Here is a 19,713-nt window from a genome sequence, read left to right as displayed (position 1 = left end):
GCGAGGACGAACGGGGAGTGGCTCTGCTTCGGCTCAGTCCCGTGCCGAGCCCGGTGCCATGTCCTCGTGCCGCTCCACCACCGAGCCCCACCGCGACTTCGCCTTCTTGCCGCAGAACGCCGATTCCAGCGTGCGCGCCATCGTGTCCTGCACGGTCGTGTTGGCGGACGTGTTCGCGACGGCGGTGATGCTGCGCTTTCCGTCCTTCGAGGCGAAGGCGTACGTGTAGTAGCCCTGGACGGTGCCCGTGTGGCCGTACACCGAGACGCCGCAGGACAGGTCGCGGCGGCGCAGGCCGAGGCCGTAGGCCATGGTGCTGTTCACCTTCGTCATGCGCTCCATCTCCACGAGCCGCGCCGACGACATCAGCCGCCCGCCGAGCAGCGCGGACAGAAACGTGTTGAGGTCGCGCGTGCTGGAGATGATGGCGCCCGCGCTCTGTGCCCAGGAGACGGTCTGCCGGGTGGCGTCGACGTAGGCTCCGTTCGCACCGGCGGTGAGGTAGCCGCGCGTGTACCGGCCGGGCAGGTTGGTGTCGGGGTGCACGTAGAACGTGTCGTTCAGCTTCAGCGGCTGGAAGATGCGGTTCTGGTACTCGGTCCGCACGGAGTGGCCGGTCAGCTTCTCGATGAGCAGGCCGGCGACCACGAAGTTGGCGTTCGAGTACGAGTAGGCGGCGCCGGGCGCGTTGGTGCGCTTCCCCTTCAGGGAGAGGGCGATCAGCTGACGGTAGGTGAAGACCTTGTTGCGCACCGCCTCGAAGCCGGAGACGGAGTTGGCGAACATGTCGTTCGTGTAGTCGTACAGGCCGCTGCGGTGGCTCAGGATGTGGCGCACCGTGATGCGGTCGTCCGGGAGCAGTTTTGGCAGATACCGGTTGACCGGTGCGTCCAGGGAGAGCCGGTGCTCGTCGACCAGCTGCAGCAGGACGACGGTCGAGAAGGTCTTGGTGACGCTGCCGATGCGGAAGCGGTCTTCCGTGGCGATGGCCCGCCCGGTGCTCCGGTCCGCGACGCCCTGCGTCATCGTGTGGACCGTGCCGTGGTCGTCGATCCGTGCCATCGCGCCGGGCGCGCCCTGGCTCACCGCCGTGCGCAGCACACCGCGCAGACCCGTCGTGTCGGGCGCAGGCAGTCCGTTCGGTGCCCCGGCCCGCGCCTCGCCGGTCGCGGCCTGTGCCGGTACCGCAAGGAGCGAGAGCACGACCGCTCCGAGCACCGCGCCGCTGCCCACCGTTCCTGAGACCATGCGGTCTCCTCCCATCTCTGCTGTTTTCGGTGCGATTCAGGTCACATTCCGGCGAGGAAACTTAGTCGCGCTCCGTCACATCTCCTGCGACGACACACAGTTGATCGTCAGACGATCACCCTGTGGCATTGATGTGTAAAGAAATGTCATATAAGCCTGAAAAGCGGCCATTGGGATCCCGGACGCCTTCGGGCGAAGGAAGTGCCCACGCGTCCGCGTACTCCGATGCGTCAGGCGTGGGAGCCGCGCGCCGCGGCCCGGACCGGCCCTCGCCACTCGGGATCAACTGCCGCCTCGACAACCCCTGTTTCTTTTATTGACAGCGGAAAATAATGGCCCTAGGTTCCCGGCCATGGGCTCGACCTCCCGCACCGAGACGTTCCCGGCACACACCCCGGCGGCCTCGCAGATCTTCACCACGGTGCTGTCCCATGGCCCCCTCACGCGGCTCGACGCGGCCCGGCGGGCGGGGCTGTCCGCGGCCGCCGTGACCAAGGCGGTCCGCCCGCTGCTGGAGGCCGGTTACCTGGTGGAGGACGCCGACGAGGCCGCCCGCCCCGCGCTGGGCCGGCCCGCGAATCTGGTCCGCGTCGACGGCGGCCGGGCGCTGTTCGTCGGCGTCAAGGTCACCGGCGACGAGATCATCGGTGTCCTGACCGACCTGTGCTGCCGTATCCGCCTCGCCCGGCGCGTCCCGCTCACCGACCGCGCCACCAGGGCGGTGCTGGCCTCGGCCGCCGGCCTGGTGCAGGAACTGCGCGCCGGCGCCGACGACCTGGGCGTGGCCGTGCTCGGCCTCGGCATCGCCGTCTCCGGTGACGTCGACCGCGCCGAGGGCGTCGTCCGCTACTCGCCCTTCCTGGAGTGGCGGGACGTACCGCTCGCCGAACTCGCCGCCATGACCACCGGGTTGCCCGTCACCCTCGACAACGACGTGCGCGCCCTGACGATCGCCGAGCAGTGGTTCGGCGCCGGAGTGGGGCTTTCGGACTTCGCCGTGGTGACGGTCGGCGCGGGCATCGGCTGCGCGCTCGTCGTCCACGGCCAGGTGGTCGCGGGCGCGCACGGGGTCGCGGGGGAGATCGGTCATGTGGCCATCGACCCGGCCGGGCCGCCCTGCCACTGCGGCAACCGGGGTTGTGTGGAGGCGATCGCCGGGGACGCCGCGATCGTCGCCCGGATGCGGGAGGTGACGGGACGTCCGGTGGCGGACACCGCCGAGGCCGTAGCCCTCGCTCACCAGGGTGTCGCCGGAGCCCGTGAGGTGTATGCGAGGGCGGGGGAGGCGATCGGCCGCGGTATCGCGACCGTGGCCAACCTCCTCGGCCCGGAACGAGTGATCATCTCCGGGGAGGGCCTGACCGCCTACGACCTGTTCGCCGAGCAGATCCGTGACTCGTTCGGCGCGGCCGCCTTCGGTTCCGCCGCGCAGTGCGACGTACAGACTCGCCCGCTCCCCTTCGAGGAGTGGGCGCGCGGGGCCGCGGCCGCCGCGATCCAGTCCTTCATCACCTCGACTCCCACCCACAGGCCGGGCAAGGGCTGAGCCGCCCCGACCCGAAACCCACTGGAGGTACGGCCCATGCGGTCACCCTCGTACTCCGTCCTGCCCGCGCGCGGGCTCAGAGCCGTCTTCGTCCTGGCCCTCACCGCGGGCCTCGCCACCGCCGTCCCGGCCGCCCACGCCGTCCCGGCCGCCACCCCGGCGTCGACCGTCGCCGCCAAGCCCTACATGGGCTGGTCGAGTTGGAGCATGCAGTCGTCGAAGTACCCGGGCCTCAACCCGGACGGCGACTACAGCTATCTCACCGAGGCCAACGTCCTCAAGCAGACCGACGCCCTCGCGGCCAAGCTGAAGAACTTCGGCTACGAGTACGTCAACATCGACGCGGGCTGGTGGCGCGACAACGCCTGGAAGCCCGAGTTCGACCAGTACGCGCGCCAGACCGCCGACCCGGTCCGCTTCCCGCACGGCATGAAGGCGGTCGCCGACCACATCCACGCCAAGGGCCTCAAGGCCGGCATCTACCTGCCCGTCGGCCTGGAGAAGGAGGCGTACAACAACGGCAACTCGCCGATCTGGAACGCCCCCGGCTGCACCACCGCCGACATCGTCTACCCCGACCTGCGCACCACCAACGGCTGGGACAGCGCGTACAAACTGGACTTCTCGCGTCCCTGCGCGGAGAAGTACATCGACTCCCAGGCCCAGGCGATCGCCGACTGGGGTTACGACTTCCTCAAGTTCGACGGCGTCGGCCCCGGTTCCTTCAAGAGCGGCGACCAGTACAACAACGTCGCCGACGTGGCCGCATGGCAGAAGGCGATAGCCGCCACCGGGCGCCCCATCCACCTGGAGCTGTCCTGGTCGCTGGACATCGGCCATGTGGACGACTGGAAGAAGTACTCCAACGGCTGGCGCGTCGACACCGACGTCGAGTGCTACTGCAACACCCTGGTCAGCTGGGAGAACTCCGTCAACGACCGCTGGGACGACACCCCCGGCTGGACCCGGCACGCGGGCCCCGGCGGCTGGAACGACCTCGACTCCCTCGACGTCGGCAACGGCGAGATGGACGGCCTGACCAAGGCCGAGCGGCAGAGCTACGCCACCCTGTGGGCCATCGCCAAGTCCCCGCTGTACACCGGCGACGACCTGACCAAGCTGGACGACTACGGCGTGAAGCTCCTCACCAACCGCGAGGTCATCGCCGTCAACCAGGGCAACACGCCGCCCGCGCGGCCGGTCACCCCCTCCGACGCCCAGCAGGTGTGGGCCGCGAAGAACCCCGACGGCACCTACACCGTCGCCCTGTTCAACCTCGCCGACGCCCCCGCCGCCGTCACCGCCGACTTCTCCACCCTCGGCTTCACCGGCAAGGCGGCCGTGCGTGACCTGTGGAACCACGAGAACCTCGGCACCTACCAGAACAAGATCACCGAGGCTCTGCCCGCCCACGGCTCCCGGCTGTTCACCGTCACCCCGCGCGGCTCCGCCCTCACCACGACCGGCTACGAGGCCGAGTCCACCACCAACACCCTGGCCGGGAACGCGTCCGTCGCCGGCTGCTCCGCCTGCTCCGGCGGGAACAAGGTCGGCAACCTCTACCTCGGTGGCAAGCTCACCTTCAACAACGTTGTCGTCGACAAGCCCGGTACCTACCTGGTGAAGGTCGCCTACGTCAGCGGTGACGCCCGCTCGGCCGACGTGTCCGCCAACGGCGGCGGCGCCACCAGCCACAAGTTCCCGTCCACCGGTGACTGGGGAACCGTGGAGACGGTGAGCGTGCCGGTGTCGCTGAAGGCCGGCGCCAACACGATCACCTTCGACAGCGCCAATTGGTACGCGCCGGACATCGACCGCATCGACGTCCCCAAGTCCCCCCGCTAGAGCGACCGAGCCTTCGGAGCCCGCCATGGAACACGTTCCCAGCAGACGCGGCTTCCTCGCCCTAGCCGCGGCGACCGGAGCCCTCGCCTCACTGCCCGCCTTCACCGCCACCGCCGCACCCCAGCGACCTGACTCCCTTGCGGAGAGCGGCACTTCGCGCAACACGCTGTGGTGGCAGGCGCCGGCCGACGAGCACTCGATGATCGAGCAGGGCCTGCCCGTCGGCAACGGTCGTCTCGGCGCCCTCGCGAGCAACGACTCCGGTCGCGAACTCCTCCTGGTCACCGACGCCACGATGTGGACCGGCGGCCTCAACGACACCCTCGACGCCGACGGCCAGTTCCCCTACGGCCGTACCGACTTCGGCTCCTTCACCCTCCTCGCCCGCCTCACCGTCGACCTCCCCGACCACGACCTGTCCGCCGTGTCCGGTTACCGGCGCACCCTCGACCTGGACCGGGGCGTCGTGACCACGTCGTACGTCCGCTCGGGAGTGACGTACCGGCGCGAGCTGTTCGCCAGCCGCCCCGACGACGTGATCGTCCTGCACCTCACCCAGAGCGGTGGCGGCCGTTACTTTGGCACCCTCACCTTGGAGGGAACCCACGGCGAGGACAGCTCGCGCGCGGAGTCCTTCGCCGGGTCCTTCCCGAACGGGCTGCGCTACGGTGCCGCGGTCGCCGCGTACGGCAGCGGCGGCAGCGTTGAGGTGACCGGCTCGCAGGTCGCGTTCTCCGGATGCCGGGAGCTGACCGTGGTGGTGAGCGGCGGCACGAACTACGCACCGGACGCCGCCGCAGACTACCGTGACCCGTCCCTCGATCCGGAGGCGCTGGCCCGCACCAAGGTGCGCGCCGCCGCCCGCCACTCGGCGGACACGCTGCTGCACACCCATGTCGCCGACCACCGGGACCTGTTCGGCCGGTTCGGCCTCTCCCTCGGCACCTCGACACCCGAGCAGCGCGCGCTCGACACCTGGGAACGGATCCAGGCCCGTGCCCGCGACGGCGCCCCCGACCCTGAACTCGAGGCCGCCTACCTGCAGTTCGGTCGCTACCTGATGGTCTCCGGCTCCCGAAGGAGCCTGCCGCTCGGTCTCCAGGGACTGTGGCTCGACGGCAACGACCCCGACTGGATGGGTGACTACCACACCGACATCAACATCCAGATGAACTACTGGATGGCCGACCGCGCCGGCCTGTCGTCGTGCTTCGACGCGCTCACCGACTACTGCCTCGCCCAGCTCCCGTCCTGGACGGACCTCACCCGCCGGCTGTTCAACGACTCACGCAACCGGTACCGCAACTCCTCCGGCAAGAACGCCGGCTGGACCGTCGCCATCTCCACCAACCCCTACGGCGGAGGCGGCTGGTGGTGGCACCCGGCGGGCAACGCCTGGCTGTGCAACACCCTGTTCGAGCACTACGAGTTCACCGGCTCCCGCAGCCACCTCGAGCGGATCTACCCGCTGCTCAAGGGCGCCTGCGAATTCTGGGAGGCCCGGCTGCTCACCACCACCCTGCCGGGCACCTCGCAGGACATGCTCATCGCCGACAGCGACTGGTCGCCCGAACAGGGCCCGCTGGACGCCAAGGGCATCACCTACGCCCAGGAACTGGTGTGGGCGCTGTTCGGCAACTACTGCGTCGCCTCCGCCGAGTTGAAGAAGGACTCCGGCTACTCGGGCACGATCGCCGCGCTGCGCCAGAAGCTGTACCTGCCCCGGGTCAGCCCCACCACAGGCTGGCTGGAGGAGTGGATGTCCCCGGACAACCTGGGCGAGACCACCCACCGCCATCTCTCCCCGCTCGTCGGTCTGTTCCCCGGCGACCGCATCCGCCCCGACGGCTCCACCCCGAAGGACATCGTGGACGGCGCCACCGCGCTGCTCACCGCCCGCGGGATGGAGAGCTTCGGCTGGGCCAACGCCTGGCGCAGCCTGTGCTGGGCGCGGCTGAAGAACGCCGACAACGCCTACCAGCTGATCGTGAACAACCTCCGCCCCTCGACCGGCGGCAGCAACGGCACGGCACCCAACCTCTTCGACATCTACCAGGTCGAACAGGGCCGGGGCATCTTCCAGATCGACGCCAACTTCGGCACCCCGGCCGCGATGAGCGAGATGCTGCTGTACTCCCGGCCCGGCCACCTGGAACTGCTGCCGGCCCTTCCGGACGCCTGGGCGGCCTCCGGCTCCGTCACCGGGGCCGCCGCCCGCGGCGGCTTCGTCGTCGACCTGCGATGGCAGGACGGCCGGCCGACCGAGGCGTGCATCCGCAGCGGCGGCGGCCGTACGACGACGGTGGCGTTCGGCGGGACGTCCCGGAAGGTCAGCCTGAGCCCCGGGCAGTCCGTCACGCTGAAGGACTTCGCCCGGTGACCGGCCGGCTGGCGCGTGCCGTCCGGCTGGCCGCCGTTCTGGTGGCGGCCGTCGCCTGCCAGACCCTTCCCGCCGGGGCGGCCGACGCCCCGCACGACGTCGTCACCTGGGCGGCGAGCGCCGACCGCCTGGGCGACGGCGTCGCCGGCCGCGGCTACCGGCTCGTGGTGCACACCAGCGTTGCCGGCAGCGATCTGCGCATCCGCCTGTCCAACGCCTTCGGCGACCGGCCGCTCACCCTCGACAGCGTCTACGCCGGTCTCCAGGACCAGGGAGCCGCGCTGCAGAGGGGCAGCAACCGTCCGCTGACCTTCGCGGGCGCCCACACGGTCACCGTTGCGGCGGGTGCCACCGTGTGGAGCGACCCGCTGCCCGGGAAGCTGCCGGCCGGGACCAACCTGGTCGTCAGCCTCCACAGCCCGGACGCGGCCGGCCCCGCCACCGGGCACGGGATGGCCATGCAGACGTCGTACGTCACCGACGGCGACCACACCGGCGAGGAGGCCGCCACCCACTGGACCGGCACGACCGGCTCCTGGCTCTACCTCGATGCCGTCTCCGTCCGCCCGCGGAGCGCGACCACCGCCGCCGTGGTCGCGCTCGGCGACTCCATCACCGACGGCTGGCAGTCCACCTCCGACATGAACCGCCGCTGGCCCGACTACCTCGCCCGCCGGCTCCAGACCGCCGGCACCGACGTCCAGGGCGTGGCCAACGAAGGGATCTCCGGCAACAAGGTCCTGGCCGACGGCGCCGGACAGAGCGCCCTCAACCGGCTGGACCGCGACGTCCTGTCCCAGCCGGGCGTCCGCACCGTCTTCGTCTTCGAGGGCGTCAACGACCTCAAGGCCCACACCGGCGTCACCGCACAAGACCTGATCGCCGGGTACCGCGAGATCGCCGCCCGGGCCCGTGCGGCCGGCAAATGCGTCGTCGGCGCGACCGTCGCCCCGTTCAAGGGCTGGTCGGAGTGGGACCCGGACGCCGAGTCCGTACGCCAGGAGGTGAACGAATTCGTCCGCACCAGCGGGGAGTTCGACGCCGTCACCGACTTCGACCACGTCCTGCGCAGCCCCTACGACCCCGAACGCATCCTGCCCTTCCTGGACGGGGGCGACCACCTCCACCCCAACGACAAGGGCATGCAGGCCATGGCCGATGCCGTCGACCTCGCCGCGCTCGACTGCGACCACAGCACCTCGTGAACCGCACCCCGCGAGGGGCGTGTCAGGCCGGTGCCGTCGGCTCCGGCTCGATCAGCCCCTCGCGGTAGGCGATCGCCACCGCCTCCGTACGGCTCGCCGCGCCCAGCTTGGCGAGGATGTTGGAGACGTGGACGCTCGCCGTCTTGCCGGTGATGAACAGCTCCTCGCCGATCTGCCGGTTGCTGCGGCCGAGGGCGAGGAGCCGCAGCACGTCCTGCTCGCGCGCCGTCAGCGGTGACGGGCGCCCGGCGCCGGACGGGGGGTCCGCGAGGCGGCCCCGGCGTATCAGCGTGTCGATCCGCTCCAGCAACGGCGCGGCACCCAGCCGGGCGGCCGCATCGCGGGCCTCGCCGGCCTGGACGGCCGCCTCCGCCCGGCGCTCGGCCACCAGCAGGGCCTCGGCCAACCGCAGTCGGCACCGCGCCTGTTCGTACACGTCGCCGTACGAGAACGCGTCGACCGTCGTCTCCCAGGCCGCCGCGTCCGGACCGGACACGGTCCGCGTCCACTCGGCCTCGGCGCGGGCCAGCCAGGCGACGCCCTCCGGCCCCTGGGGGCTACCGCGCCCGGCCAGGTCCCGTGCGTCCCGTACGAGTTCGGCGGCCGTGTCCGTCCAGCGGCGCACCCCCGCCTCGTCGCCGGTCAGGCGCAGCTCGGCGACGCGGTCGGCGACCGCGGCGAGGCAGAGCGTGGCCAGCCGGAGCGTGACGTCGGGGCGGTTGCCCGCATCGTCGGTGAGCGCCGCGTCCGTGGTCCGCATCCGCTCGACGGCCCCCTCCGGATCACCGCGCAGCCCGGCGGCGTCCGTGAGCGCGATGCCCGCGACCAGCGTCGCCAGCCAGTCGAACGGCCCCTTCAGCAGCGCCCGCGCCCGCTCCTCGGCCTCCAGGTCACCGCGGGCCAGCGCCACGTACAGGGCGGGCCCGGCCGCGAACCTGGCCGCCCCCGGCACCTCGTCGGCCTCGGCCGCCGCCTTCAGACACTCGTCCCAGTGACCCAGCGTGTACAGCACCAGCAGCCGCAGATAGCGCATCTCCAGCGGATAGGGCGCCGACAGCAGCCCGGCGCGGCGCGCCCGCTCCAGGCCGTCCTCCAGCAGGGGCAGGCACTCCTGGAGCTCGCCGGACTCGAAGCAGCCCACGGCGAGGTTGTACAGCGCCCGCATCTCCACGGTCGTGTGCCCGGCGGCGCGGGCCAGATCCCGGGCCTGTCTCAGCCGCTCGCGCCCCTCCCGGGTGCGGCGCCCGCCCTCTTCGAGCGCGGCCAGGGAGATCAGCAGGTCGGCCTGGGCGTCGGGCAACCGCAACTCCTCGGCCACCCGCAGCGCCTGGCGCGCGACCCGCAGGGCGGTCTCGTCCGCCCCGACCTGACGCGCCGCGATGACATGCGTGGCCGCCGCCCACACCCAGGTCCGGGACGGAGGCTCGGCGGGGATCATCGCCAGCGCCTCGCTGCTGTAGGTGAACGCGGCCGTCAGACTGTCGACGCTCAGCAGGTTCCCCGCGAGCGTGTAGCGCACCCGGGCGGCGAGTTCGGCGTCGGTGTCCTGGCCGACGCCGGCGAGCGCGGACCGGGTGAGGGACACCGCCCGGTGTCCCTCACCCGCGTGCGCGGCCGCCGCCGAGGCGCGCAGCGTGAGCGTGACCCGGTCCACGCCCTCGCCCGACGGCCGTCCGGCCGGAGCCACCGACGGCCACAGGTCGAGCGCGCTCTCCAGATGCCGTAGCTCCTCGGCGGGGGCGCCCACCCGGTGGGCATGGGCCGCCGCCTCCAGGGACGCGGCGAGCGCCTCGGGCAGATCGTGGCTCTCGCGGTAGTGGTGCGCGCGTTCCGCCGCGCTCTCCTCCGTACGGCCACCGGCGGAAAGCAGCCGGGCGAACGCGCCGTGCAGCCGCGACCGTTCGCCGGGCAGCAGATCGGCGTAGACGGCCTCCCGCGCGAGGGCGTGCCGGAAGGAGTACGTGTCCCCGTCGCCGGGGACGAGCAGTTGGCGGCCGACGGCCTCGCGCAGCGCCGACTCCAGCTCGTCCTCGGGCAGCCCGACGGCGTTCCGCAGCAGGAAGTGCCCGACCCGACGCCCGGCGACGGCCGCCGTGCGCAGCACCTCCTGGGCCGTCTCCGACAGCTGCTCGACCCGGATGAGCAGCAGGTCGGCGAGCCCGCTGGGCACCCCGCCCGCGTCCGCGTCGGTGGCCGCGACCAGTTCCTCCGTGTAGAAGGCGTTGCCCTCGGCGCGCTCCACGATGCTGCGGACGGCGGCCTCCGGCAGCGGACGGTCCTCGAGCGCCCGCACCAGCCGGGTGACCTCCCGGTCCGCCAGGGGCCGCAGTTCGAGGCGCTCGACGGAAGGCAGCCGCACCAGCTCGGCGAGCAACGGGCGCAGGGGATGACGACGGTGCAGATCGTCCGCGCGGTACGAGGCGAACACCGCGAGCCGGTGCGCGGGCGCACCGCGTTGCAGGACGCCGCGGCTGAGCAGGAACCGGAGCAGGTCCCGCGAGGACTGGTCCGCCCAGTGCAGGTCCTCCAGGACGACGAGGAGCGGCGCCGGTTCGGCGAGGTCGGCCAGCAGGGCCGCCACGCCCTCGAAGAGCCGCAGCCGGCCGTCAGGATCGCGCTCGCCGCCCGGCCCGCCGCCGAGCAGCCGGTCCACCACCGGATGCGCGGCGAGGACGGGCGCGAACCGTTCGTCGGCGGCGAGCACTCCGAGGATCTCGGTGAACGGCAGATACGGCAGACCGACGTCACCGAGGTCCACACAGTGTCCGGTGACCACCGTCGTCCCGGCGTCCGCCGCCCGCCCGGCCACCTCGTCGAGCAGCCGCGTCTTGCCGACCCCGGCGTCCCCGGCGACCAGCACCGCGCGTGCCTCACCGCCCCGGGCACGCTCCAGCACACCGGCGAGCCGGGCGACTTCCTCGTCCCGGCCGATCAGCGGCGGCGTACTGAAGGCGATCTGCGACACGCCCCCATCCTGACACGCACCACCGACAACGCGGCCGGGAGATCGGGAGAGATCGACGCGCCTTCGGCAGGGACCGTTGCGCCCTCGGGGGAGGCCAACACGCTCTCGGGGAAGACCCAGGCGCCCTCGGCAGGGATCAGCGCAGCGTCTGCGCCCAGTCCGCGGGCACCCGTCCCTCCGGTCCCGGGGCGGGCTGGTCCGCCGGGTGGGCGATCGGGGGAGCCAGCTCGGGCCCGGATTCGTACAGTTCGTTGGTCTCGTAGTTCCAGAACCACGCCTCGCCCGGCTCGAAGCTGCGGATCAGCGGATGCCCGGTGGCGTGGAAGTGGGCGGTGGCGTGCTTGGCGGGGGAGTCGTCGCAGCAGCCGATGTGCCCGCACTGCGTGCACCGCCGTAGATGGAACCACCAGCCGCCGGCCTCGTCGCACTCCACACAGCCGATGCCGCTCGGCGGGACGCTGGGATCGATCACGGCGTCACTCATGCCGACTCCTCCTCGGGGGTTGGTGCGGTCAGCGGGAGCAGGACCTGGAAGCGGGTGTCGCCCGGCACCGAGTCGAACTGCAGCGTGCCGTGGTGCTTGGTGACGACGATCCGCCAGGAGATGTCCAGACCGAGCCCGGTACCCTCGCCGACCGGCTTGGTGGTGAAGAACGGGTCGAAGACACGGCCCCGGATCTCCGGTGCGATCCCTGGCCCCGTGTCGCGGAACTCGACCAGCAGGCGTTCGTGGTCGAGCGCGGTCCGGACGGTCAACGTGCCTTGTCCGCCTGCGCTGTTCATGGCCGAGACGGCGTTGTCGATCAGGTTGGTCCACACCTGGTTGAGCTCCGCCGGGTACGCCGGAACCTCCGGGAGCGAACGGTCGTACTCCTTGACGACGTCGATGCTCGGGCCGATCTTGCCCGAGAGCATCAGGAGCGTGCTGTCGAGGAGTTCGTGCACGTCGACGACCCGGTGGGGCGCCCGGTCCAGCTGCGAGTACTGCTTGGCCGCGTCGACGAGATGCGAGACGCGGGTCGTCGAGTCCTCGATCTCGTTCATCAGCACCTCGGTCTCGACGGTGTAGTTGAGCCAGCCGACGGCGCCGGGCAGGATCTCCTCGTCCACCGCCGCCGCGACCTGCTCCAGCCAGTCCACGTCGAGTCCGGCCTGTACGAACGTGGGCGCGAGCTGCCAGCCGTGCTCGATGCCGTGGTCCTCCAGCCAGTCGGTGAGGATGTCCTCCCGGTCGCTGGCCTCCAGCGGGCTGAGCGAGGGCGCCTTGGCGACCCGCTCGGCGGTGCGCTCCTGGATCTCGATGAGGCCGGCCAACGCCTCCCGGGAGAAGGGGCCTTCGGCGATCACGGCGAGCTTGTGCCGCATCTTCGCCACGCGCTCCCGCAGCGTCGCGGTCGCCCGGACGGCCGCCGCCGCGGGGTTGTTGAGCTCGTGGGTGAGCCCGGCCGACAACGAGCCCAGCGCCAGGAGCCGTTCGCGCTGCCCGATGGCCGCCTGCGTGTTCTTCGAGCCGAAGAACAGGCCCTCCAGCAGATGCACGGCCATGGGGAACCACTCCCGCATGATCGCGGCGAACGTGTCGGCGGGCAGCACGAAGAACCGTGTCGGCTCCGTCACCCGCATCGAGTTGTTGTAAGCCTGCCGCACCCGGTCGCCGAGGTAGGCCTGCATCGCCCCGCCGTACACCCCGCGCTGCGAGGTCCGGCTGACCTCGACGTCGTCGGCGCCGACGCGGCGCGACAGGACGACCGTGCCCTCGAGCATCACATAGAAGCAGGTCGCCGGATCGCCCTCGAGGTAGACGGGCCCGGGCTGGAACAGCTCCACCCGACCCTCACGGCACAACCGGCCCAGCTGCCCGGGCTCGAGTTTCTCGAACAGGAACAGCGTGCTGATCTCGCCCGGGTTGCACGGCATCACCGGCCCGCTCATGACTGCTCCAGATACCGGTGGACGAGCATCACGGCCATGGCTCCCTCTCCGACGGCGGACGCGACGCGTTTGGCGGACTCGGCGCGTGCGTCGCCCGCCACGAACACGCCGGGAATGCTGGTCTCCAGGTGGTACGGCGGCCGGTCCAGCTCCCAGCCGGCCGGCGGCCGCCCGTCGGCGGTCAGATCGGGCCCGGCCAGGATGAACCCGCGCTCGTCGCGCAGCACCGTCTCCCCGAGCCAATCGGTGAGCGGGGCCGCGCCGATGAACACGAACATCCACTGGGCGTCGACGCACTCGCTCTCGCCGGTCACCGCGTGACGCAGCGTCAGCTGCTCCAGGTGGTCAGAGCCGTGCGCGGCGTCGACGACCGTGTGACAGCGCACCGAGATGTTCGGCGCCTCGTTGATCTGCTGGATCAGGTAGTACGACATCGACGCCGACAGGTCGGGACCGCGCACCAGCAGCGTCACCGACTTGGCCCTTCGGGACAGGTACATCGCTGCCTGACCCGCCGAGTTGGCGCCGCCGACGATGTACACGTCCTGTCCCTGGCAGGCGTCCGCCTCGGTCAGCGCCGAGCCGTAGAACACCCCGCAGCCGTTCAGGTCGTCGGCGCCCGGCGACGTCAGCTGCCGGTACTGCACACCGGTGGCCAGGATCACGCTGTGCGCGGCCACCGCCGTACCGTCCGCGAACCGCACGATGCGGGCCGCCCCGTTGGCCTCCAGGCCCGTGACTTCACGCGCGGTGAGGATCTCCGCGCCGAACCTGGCCGCCTGCCGCCGCGCCCGGTCGGTGAGCTGCGCGCCGGACACGCCGTCGGGGAAGCCCAGGTAGTTCTCGATCCGCGAGCTCTGCCCGGCCTGCCCGCCGGTCGCCGACCGCTCCACGAGCACGGTGCGCAGCCCCTCCGACGCCCCGTACACGGCCGCGCCCAGCCCGGCCGGGCCGCCGCCGATGACCACGAGGTCGTAGAAGTCCGCCGTCGGCGTGGTCGCCAGGCCCACCTTCGCGGCCAGCTCGGGCGCCTCCGGTTCGACGAGCACCGAACCGTCCGGGGTGATCACCAGCGGCAGCCGCTGCCCGTCCTGCCCGGCAGCCGTGAGCAGCCGCTGCCCCTCGGGCTCCTCCACCGAGTACCAGCGGTAGGGCACCTGATTGCGGGCCAGGAACTCGCGCACGTCCGAGGAGCGCGCCGACCAGCGGTGCCCGACCACCTTGGTGCTGGGCACCGGGCGGTAGTCGCTGCTGCGCCAGGCCTCCAGCAGGTCGTCGAGGACCGGGTAGAGCTTCTCCTCCGGCGGGTCCCACGGCTTGAGCAGATAGTGGTCCAGGTCGACGACGTTGATCGCGTCGATCGCCGCGCTCGTGTCCGCGTACGCCGTCAGCAGCACGCGTCGGGCACCCGGATACACGTCCAGGGCCTGTTCCAGGAACTCGATGCCGTTCATCTGCGGCATCCGGTAGTCGGCCAGGATCACGGCCACCAGATCCCCGCGCAGCTTCAGCTCGCGCAGCGCCTCCAGCGCGGACGTGCCGGACTCCGCGCGCACGATCCGGTACGACTCGCCGTAGCGCCGTCTCAGGTCCCGGGCGACGGCGCGGGACACACCCGGGTCGTCGTCCACGGTCATGATGACGGTGCGCGCTGCGTCGGCGGCCTGTGCCATACGTCTCCCACCCCGAGCCGTTGGTCCACGGGGCGGCGGACCCTCCGGGGAGCGCGGCCACCGCACCGGTTCCCGCCCATCGTATGTTCGATCGTCCGGGTTCGCTCCGGTAACCGTGAGCCCGCCCCGACCAGGGGCACGCGCTCAGCACGCACAACTCGTTGCCCTCGGGATCCTCGAGCACCACCCACGGCTGCTCGCCCTGTCCGACGTCCGCGGGCCGGGCCCCGAGGGAGAGCAGCCGGGCGGCCTCGGCGCGCCGGTCCTCGGGCCGGAAGTCGAGGTGCAGCCGGTTCTTCACCGTCCTCTTCTCGGGCACCGGCACGAACAGCAGTCCGGGGAGCCGGTCCGGCTCCGGCCGGATCTCGTACTCGTCGGCCGGGTCGTCCACCACGGTCCAGCCGAGCGCCTCGGCCCACCAGCGGCCGAGAGCCACCGGGTCGGCCGCGTCCACGTTCACCTGTTCCCATTGCAGGACCACGACGGTGAGCCTGGTGAAGACTGTCCGGGAAACCCGGGGAACACCGGGGACGGTGAACGACGAGGAGGCCCGAGCATGGCACGCCCGATCACGGCAGGGATCGACGGTACGGAGGAGAGCCTGGCCGCGCTGGCGTGGGCGGCCCGGGAGGCCGTACGCCGGGATCTGCCCCTGCGTGTGGTGCACGCCTGGCGGTTCCAGTCGTACGAATCGATCGGCGTGGGCGACCGGGACACGCAGCACGGGTGGGTGCGGGACGCGATGACCGAGGCCATGCGCACGGTCATCGAGCGCCACCCGGAACTCCGGGTGTCCGTGGACGTCGTCGAGGGGCACGCCACCCGGACGCTGCTCGACGCCGCGGACGGGTCGGAGATGCTGGTGCTCGGCTCGCACGGCCACGGGCCGGTCGTCGGCTTCCTGCTCGGCTCCGTCGGACAGCAGGTCATCGCCGAGTCCACCCGCCCGGTGGTCCTCGTGCGCGCCGGCGACAAGCCCGCGGCCGAGGCGGATGGACGTGACGTGGTCGTCGGGCAGTACGGCGCACCGGAGGACAGTGCCGCCACACTGCGGTTCGCGTTCGAGACGGCCGCCGCCCGTGGCGCGATGGTCCGGGCCGTACGCGCCTGGACCCTGCCGCCCGTCTTCGCCTACAGCCCGGGCTCGCTGAAGCTCCTGGACGAGGCCGGGGGTCTGGAGCCGTACGAGAAGAAGGCGCTCGCCGACGCCCTCCAGCCGTGGCGCGAGCGCTTCCCGGACGTCCGCGTGTCCGAGCACGTGGAGATGGGCAGCGCGGGACAGGTCCTGCTGTCCGTGGCCGGACGGGCCCAGCTGATGGTCGTCGGGCGGCGCGCGCACCGCACCGCGGTCGGCGCCCGTATCGGCTCCGTGGCCCACGGGGTGCTGCACCACGCGGACTGCCCGGTGGCCGTGGTGCCGCACGACTGACTCACTCCGGGCCCGTAGGCTCCAGCGACTCCCGGACCTTGGGCAGGATGTTCGTTATGTACTCCTGGACCGCCGTGTCCAGGCCTATGTCGTGCTGCGCGCGCTCCGACAGATACCAGCGGTGTTCCAGCAGTTCGTGGTAGATCTCCGCCGGGTCCATGGAGCCGCGCAGCTCGACGGGCACGGCCCGTACGGTCGGCCGGAACACGTCCCGCACCCAGCGGTGCGCGAGCACCTCGGGGCGTGCGGCGAGGGGGTCGCCCGGGGCGTAGTCGTCCTGGGTGGCCATCCAGCTCTCCAGGTCGTTCAGCAGCCGCCGCGCCTGGTTCTCCTCGGTGTCCAGGCCGGTCAGTCGCAGCAGCTGGCGCTGGTGGTGGCCGGCGTCGACGACCTTGGGCACGAAGGTGACCGAATCGCCGTTGGAGGAGTGCTCGATCTGCATCTCGGCGACGTCGAAGCCGAGGTCGTTGAGGCGCCGAATCCGGCGCTCTATGTAGTGGTACTTGCCCGCCGGGTACACCGAGGTGCGGGTCAGTTCCTCCCACAGACCGTGGTAGCGGGTGCGGATCTCGTGGCCGAACTCGATCGCGTCCACGGAAGGGTGCAGCGCCCCGGACGCCTCCAGGTCCAGCAGCTCGCCGCTGATGTTCACGCGCGCGAGGTCCAGGTCGTACTCCCGCTGTCCCTCGCTGAGCCGCGGGTGCAGCTCGCCGGTCTCCGCGTCCACCAGATAGGCGGCGTACGCCCCCGCGTCGCGCCGGAACAGTGTGTTGGACAGCGAGCAGTCGCCCCAGGCGAAGCCGGCCAGATGCAACCGGACCAGCAGCACGGCGAGGGCGTCCATCAGCCGGTGCATGGTCGCCGGGCGCATGGTCGTCTCGAACATCGAGCGGTACGGCATCGAGCCGCCGAGATGCCGGGTGACCAGCACCGGCTCCAGCGGAGCGCCCTTGGCGTCGGTGCGGCCCGTGAGTACGGCCAGCGGGTCGACCGAGGGGATGCCGAGCCGGTCCAGGTCGCGCAGCAGCTCGTACTCGCGCAGCGCGGGCCGCTCCGCGAGCTCCTTGACGGCGATCACCTCGTCGCCGGCGCGGGCGTAGCGCACCACGTGCCGCGAGATGCCGCGGGGGAGCGGGACGAGGTAGTCCTCGGGCCACTCCTCCAGCGGTACGTCCCAGGGGAGTTCGAGCAGGAGCGCGGGATGTTCCGCGTGGGTGGCGTTGATCTGCAAGGCCATGGCAGAAACCTTAAGGCAGCGGGCGCGAGCTCAGACCGCCCGGTCGCGGGCCTGCTCGGCGGCCCGGCGCACGGAGCCCCGGTGGACCGGCCCGTGCCCGGGCAGCAGGATGTCGCCGTCGAGCGCGGCGAACACGTCCAGCGAGCCCAGCGCGCGGGTGCGGTCGTGGTGGAACATGTCCAGGAGCAGCTGCGGGCCCTCGATCCGGGACGTGCGGTGGCCGCTGACCAGGGCGTCGCCGGAGATGACGACGCCGAGGTCGGGCAGCTGGAAGGCGGTGTGTCCGTCCGTGTGGCCGGGCGTGTGCACCGGGACGGGCCGGCCCGGCAGATCGAGCGGGCTTTCGCCGGAGAACGCCGTGGGATCAGTGACCGGATGCTGCTCGGTGCCCCTGACTCGCAGGACATGCGCCAGCCACGGTACGACGCCCGGCCGCCAGGCGTTGCCCAGCACTGCGCCGACGGACACCTGCTGCAGGAACTCCCGCCGCGCGTGCGGGACTTCGGCCGGATGGAGCTGGACGGGCGTGCCGTGGGTGCGGTGCAGGTACTCGGCCGAGCCGAGATGGTCGTTGTGCGCGTGGGTGATCAGCACGGCCGCCACCGCCTCCGGCGAACTGCCTACGGCGGCAAGCGAGTCGAGGACCTGCCGGCGGTCCCCGGGGTATCCGGTGTCCACCAGCGTCGCGGCGTCCCCGTCCGTGAGGATCACCCAGTTGGTGTGGCTGCCGTGCACCAGATAGGTACCGTCGGCGACCTGGTGTATCTCCGCAGTCATGATCTCCCCGAGTCGTGAGCGTCCGGCCCGACGCGACACAGCCAACCAGACGCCGGGGGCGGCGTGCTGACCAGGTCCCGTCCGCTCACCGCACACCCTGCGGGCGGAACTGCACGGAGATGCGCGGTCCCGCGGCGCGCGAGGTCTTGGGCACGCAGTGCTCCCAGGTCCGCTGGCAGGAGCCGCCCATCACGATCAGGTCGCCGTGCCCCAGGGGACGCCGTACCGTGTCACCGCCGCGCACCGGGCGCAGCAGCAGATCGCGGGGCGCGCCCACGGAGAGGATCGCGACCATCGTGTCCTCCCGCGCACCCCGCCCGATCCGGTCCCCGTGCCAGGCGACACTGTCCCGGCCGTCGCGGTAGAAGCACAGCCCGGCGGTGGTGAACGGCTCGCCCAGTTCACCGGCGTAGTACCGGGAGAGCGTGTCGCGCGCCTCGGCCAGCACCGGGTGCGGCAGGGGGTCGCCTGCGCCGTAGAAGGCGAGCAGGCGCGGCACGTCCACGACGTTGTCGTACATCTTGCGCCGCTCCGCGCGCCACGGGACCTCCGCGGCGAGTTGCCCGAACAGGGCGCCGGCGCCGCTCAGCCAGCCGGGGAGCACGTCGATCCAGGCGCCGGAGCCCAGCTCGGTCCGGCGGATCCCGTCGAGCGGGCCGAGCCTCAGTTCGTCGGTCTGGTCGAACAGTGAGCCCTGGAGGTGCGTGGCCATGGGCCCAGCGTACCCCTAATTCGAAAATGTGTTCACTTCTGTCTCCGGCTCCGAGCTTCTCCGTCCGGGACCTTTTGATACGTCGATGTATCCGATACATTCGCGCATCGAACGGAGGTCGGAGGTCGGTGGAGACGCGGGAGACGGGCAGGCGCGTGACCCGGCGCCGGGCACGGACGCGGGCCCGGCTGCTCGACGCCGCGTTCACCGTGTTCGCCGCCAAGGGCTTCGGCCGGGTGTCCATCGAGGAGGTCTGCGAGGCCGCCGGCTTCAGCCGGGGCGCCTTCTACTCCAACTTCGCCACCCTGGACGAGTTGTTCTTCGCCCTCTACCAGGAGCGGGCCGACCTCATCGCCGAGCAGGTGACCGAGGCGCTCGCACTCGACGGGGACGGCCTCGACGTGCCCGCCACCGTGGCACGCGTCACCGAGGTGCTCCTCCTGGACGTGGACTGGCTCCTGGTCAAGACGGACTTCCTGGTCCACGCCGCCCGTGACCCGGGCGTCGCCCAGGCGCTCCTCGACCACCGGGCACGCCTCAGGAACGCGATCGCCGACCGGCTCTCCCGCGCCAAGGGTCACACCCGGCTCCCCGCCGTCCTCGGGGACGTCGACAGCGCCGCCCACGCCGTGGTCGCCGCGTACGACGGAGTCACCACCCAACTGCTCCTGGACCGGGACGTCGAGCGTGCTCGCGCCTGGCTGGGGCAACTGCTCACCGCGCTGCTGACCGACGGCGGCGCCCCCGAACGAGCCGACTAGGGA

At 71.7% G+C, this 19,713-nt stretch carries 14 protein-coding genes and 1 pseudogene; 6 read left to right on the top strand and 9 right to left on the bottom strand.

The window, feature by feature from the left end; all coding sequences use genetic code 11:
* Positions 1 to 33: 33 nt before the first annotated feature.
* On the bottom strand, positions 34 to 1,248 hold the full coding sequence (locus tag IEZ19_RS22975) for a serine hydrolase domain-containing protein (protein WP_189313162.1): 1,215 nt from the start codon (positions 1,246 to 1,248) through the stop codon (positions 34 to 36).
* A 352-nt stretch (positions 1,249 to 1,600) separates the two neighbouring features.
* Between IEZ19_RS22975 and IEZ19_RS22970 the strand changes: the two genes are divergently transcribed.
* The 4 genes from IEZ19_RS22970 to IEZ19_RS22955 are packed head-to-tail and all read left to right on the top strand — an operon-like array spanning position 1,601 to position 8,224.
* Entirely contained in the window at positions 1,601 to 2,794 is a 1,194-nt protein-coding gene (locus IEZ19_RS22970; RefSeq protein WP_189313161.1) for an ROK family transcriptional regulator, read from the top strand.
* Between the two features lie 36 nt (positions 2,795 to 2,830).
* Positions 2,831 to 4,639: an alpha-galactosidase D gene (locus IEZ19_RS22965; protein WP_189313160.1), complete on the top strand. Its 1,809-nt coding sequence runs from the start codon at positions 2,831 to 2,833 to the stop codon at positions 4,637 to 4,639.
* A gap of 25 nt (positions 4,640 to 4,664) precedes the next feature.
* The gene (locus IEZ19_RS22960) at positions 4,665 to 7,019 is read left to right on the top strand and encodes a glycosyl hydrolase family 95 catalytic domain-containing protein (protein WP_189313159.1); all 2,355 of its coding nucleotides are present in this window, start codon (positions 4,665 to 4,667) and stop codon (positions 7,017 to 7,019) included.
* The gene (locus IEZ19_RS22955) at positions 7,016 to 8,224 is read left to right on the top strand and encodes an SGNH/GDSL hydrolase family protein (RefSeq protein ID WP_189313158.1); all 1,209 of its coding nucleotides are present in this window, start codon (positions 7,016 to 7,018) and stop codon (positions 8,222 to 8,224) included. The genes IEZ19_RS22960 and IEZ19_RS22955 overlap by 4 nt, the downstream gene beginning before the upstream one ends.
* Positions 8,225 to 8,246: 22 nt before the next feature.
* Here the strand turns inward: IEZ19_RS22955 and IEZ19_RS22950 are convergent, their stop codons facing one another.
* From IEZ19_RS22950 to IEZ19_RS22930, 5 genes and pseudogenes are all read right to left on the bottom strand, one after another.
* Entirely contained in the window at positions 8,247 to 11,189 is a 2,943-nt protein-coding gene (locus IEZ19_RS22950) for a helix-turn-helix transcriptional regulator (RefSeq protein WP_189313157.1), read from the bottom strand.
* 136 nt (positions 11,190 to 11,325) lie between these two features.
* Complete coding sequence (locus IEZ19_RS22945) at positions 11,326 to 11,673, bottom strand: UBP-type zinc finger domain-containing protein (RefSeq protein ID WP_189313156.1); 348 nt, start codon at positions 11,671 to 11,673, stop codon at positions 11,326 to 11,328.
* Positions 11,670 to 13,121 carry an ATP-binding protein gene (locus IEZ19_RS22940; RefSeq protein WP_189313155.1) on the bottom strand — a complete coding sequence of 484 codons (1,452 nt, stop codon included), beginning with the start codon at positions 13,119 to 13,121 and terminating at the stop codon, positions 11,670 to 11,672. The genes IEZ19_RS22945 and IEZ19_RS22940 overlap by 4 nt, the downstream gene beginning before the upstream one ends.
* A complete protein-coding gene (locus IEZ19_RS22935) occupies positions 13,118 to 14,794 on the bottom strand; it encodes an NAD(P)/FAD-dependent oxidoreductase (protein ID WP_189313154.1) in 1,677 nt (558 codons plus the stop codon). Before IEZ19_RS22935 ends, IEZ19_RS22940 begins: the two co-directional genes overlap by 4 nt.
* A gap of 139 nt (positions 14,795 to 14,933) precedes the next feature.
* Positions 14,934 to 15,275: pseudogene (locus IEZ19_RS22930) on the bottom strand (VOC family protein); the annotation flags it as partial.
* A gap of 75 nt (positions 15,276 to 15,350) precedes the next feature.
* Between IEZ19_RS22930 and IEZ19_RS22925 the strand changes: the two are divergent.
* Positions 15,351 to 16,223: a universal stress protein gene (locus IEZ19_RS22925; protein WP_189313153.1), complete on the top strand. Its 873-nt coding sequence runs from the start codon at positions 15,351 to 15,353 to the stop codon at positions 16,221 to 16,223.
* 1 nt (position 16,224) lies between these two features.
* On the opposite strand, the gene IEZ19_RS22920 is transcribed toward IEZ19_RS22925, so the two are convergent.
* The 3 genes from IEZ19_RS22920 to IEZ19_RS22910 all read right to left on the bottom strand — a co-directional run bounded on the left by IEZ19_RS22920 (position 16,225) and on the right by IEZ19_RS22910 (position 18,949).
* Positions 16,225 to 17,460, bottom strand: a complete 1,236-nt coding sequence (locus IEZ19_RS22920; RefSeq protein WP_189313152.1) for a DUF4032 domain-containing protein — start codon at positions 17,458 to 17,460, stop codon at positions 16,225 to 16,227.
* A 30-nt stretch (positions 17,461 to 17,490) separates the two neighbouring features.
* On the bottom strand, positions 17,491 to 18,237 hold the full coding sequence (locus tag IEZ19_RS22915; protein WP_189313151.1) for an MBL fold metallo-hydrolase: 747 nt from the start codon (positions 18,235 to 18,237) through the stop codon (positions 17,491 to 17,493).
* 85 nt (positions 18,238 to 18,322) lie between these two features.
* Positions 18,323 to 18,949, bottom strand: coding sequence for an alpha-ketoglutarate-dependent dioxygenase AlkB (locus tag IEZ19_RS22910; protein ID WP_189313150.1), 627 nt, complete (start codon positions 18,947 to 18,949; stop codon positions 18,323 to 18,325).
* 128 nt (positions 18,950 to 19,077) lie between these two features.
* Between IEZ19_RS22910 and IEZ19_RS22905 the strand changes: the two genes are divergently transcribed.
* On the top strand, positions 19,078 to 19,710 hold the full coding sequence (locus IEZ19_RS22905) for a TetR/AcrR family transcriptional regulator (protein ID WP_189313149.1): 633 nt from the start codon (positions 19,078 to 19,080) through the stop codon (positions 19,708 to 19,710).
* The last annotated feature ends 3 nt before the right edge of the window (positions 19,711 to 19,713 follow it).

The sequence above is a fragment of the Streptomyces brasiliensis genome (assembly GCF_014647875.1).
Taxonomy (GTDB): Bacteria; Actinomycetota; Actinomycetes; order Streptomycetales; family Streptomycetaceae; genus Streptomyces; species Streptomyces brasiliensis.
Note: the sequence above shows the minus strand (reverse complement) of the source record. Positions and strands in the feature narration are given on the sequence as shown.

What these genes read in the sequence shown, in the direction of transcription:
- IEZ19_RS22910 (WP_189313150.1), bottom strand. Translation starts at nt 18,949, where the DNA reads ATGGCCACGCACCTCCAGGGCTCACTGTTCGACCAGACCGACGAACTG.
- IEZ19_RS22935 (WP_189313154.1), bottom strand. Translation starts at nt 14,794, where the DNA reads ATGGCACAGGCCGCCGACGCAGCGCGCACCGTCATCATGACCGTGGAC.
- IEZ19_RS22945 (WP_189313156.1), bottom strand. Translation starts at nt 11,673, where the DNA reads ATGAGTGACGCCGTGATCGATCCCAGCGTCCCGCCGAGCGGCATCGGC.
- IEZ19_RS22925 (WP_189313153.1), top strand. Translation starts at nt 15,351, where the DNA reads ATGGCACGCCCGATCACGGCAGGGATCGACGGTACGGAGGAGAGCCTG.
- IEZ19_RS22965 (WP_189313160.1), top strand. Translation starts at nt 2,831, where the DNA reads ATGCGGTCACCCTCGTACTCCGTCCTGCCCGCGCGCGGGCTCAGAGCC.
- IEZ19_RS22975 (WP_189313162.1), bottom strand. Translation starts at nt 1,248, where the DNA reads ATGGTCTCAGGAACGGTGGGCAGCGGCGCGGTGCTCGGAGCGGTCGTG.
- IEZ19_RS22920 (WP_189313152.1), bottom strand. Translation starts at nt 17,460, where the DNA reads ATGGCCTTGCAGATCAACGCCACCCACGCGGAACATCCCGCGCTCCTG.
- IEZ19_RS22960 (WP_189313159.1), top strand. Translation starts at nt 4,665, where the DNA reads ATGGAACACGTTCCCAGCAGACGCGGCTTCCTCGCCCTAGCCGCGGCG.
- IEZ19_RS22970 (WP_189313161.1), top strand. Translation starts at nt 1,601, where the DNA reads ATGGGCTCGACCTCCCGCACCGAGACGTTCCCGGCACACACCCCGGCG.
- IEZ19_RS22940 (WP_189313155.1), bottom strand. Translation starts at nt 13,121, where the DNA reads ATGAGCGGGCCGGTGATGCCGTGCAACCCGGGCGAGATCAGCACGCTG.
- IEZ19_RS22915 (WP_189313151.1), bottom strand. Translation starts at nt 18,237, where the DNA reads ATGACTGCGGAGATACACCAGGTCGCCGACGGTACCTATCTGGTGCAC.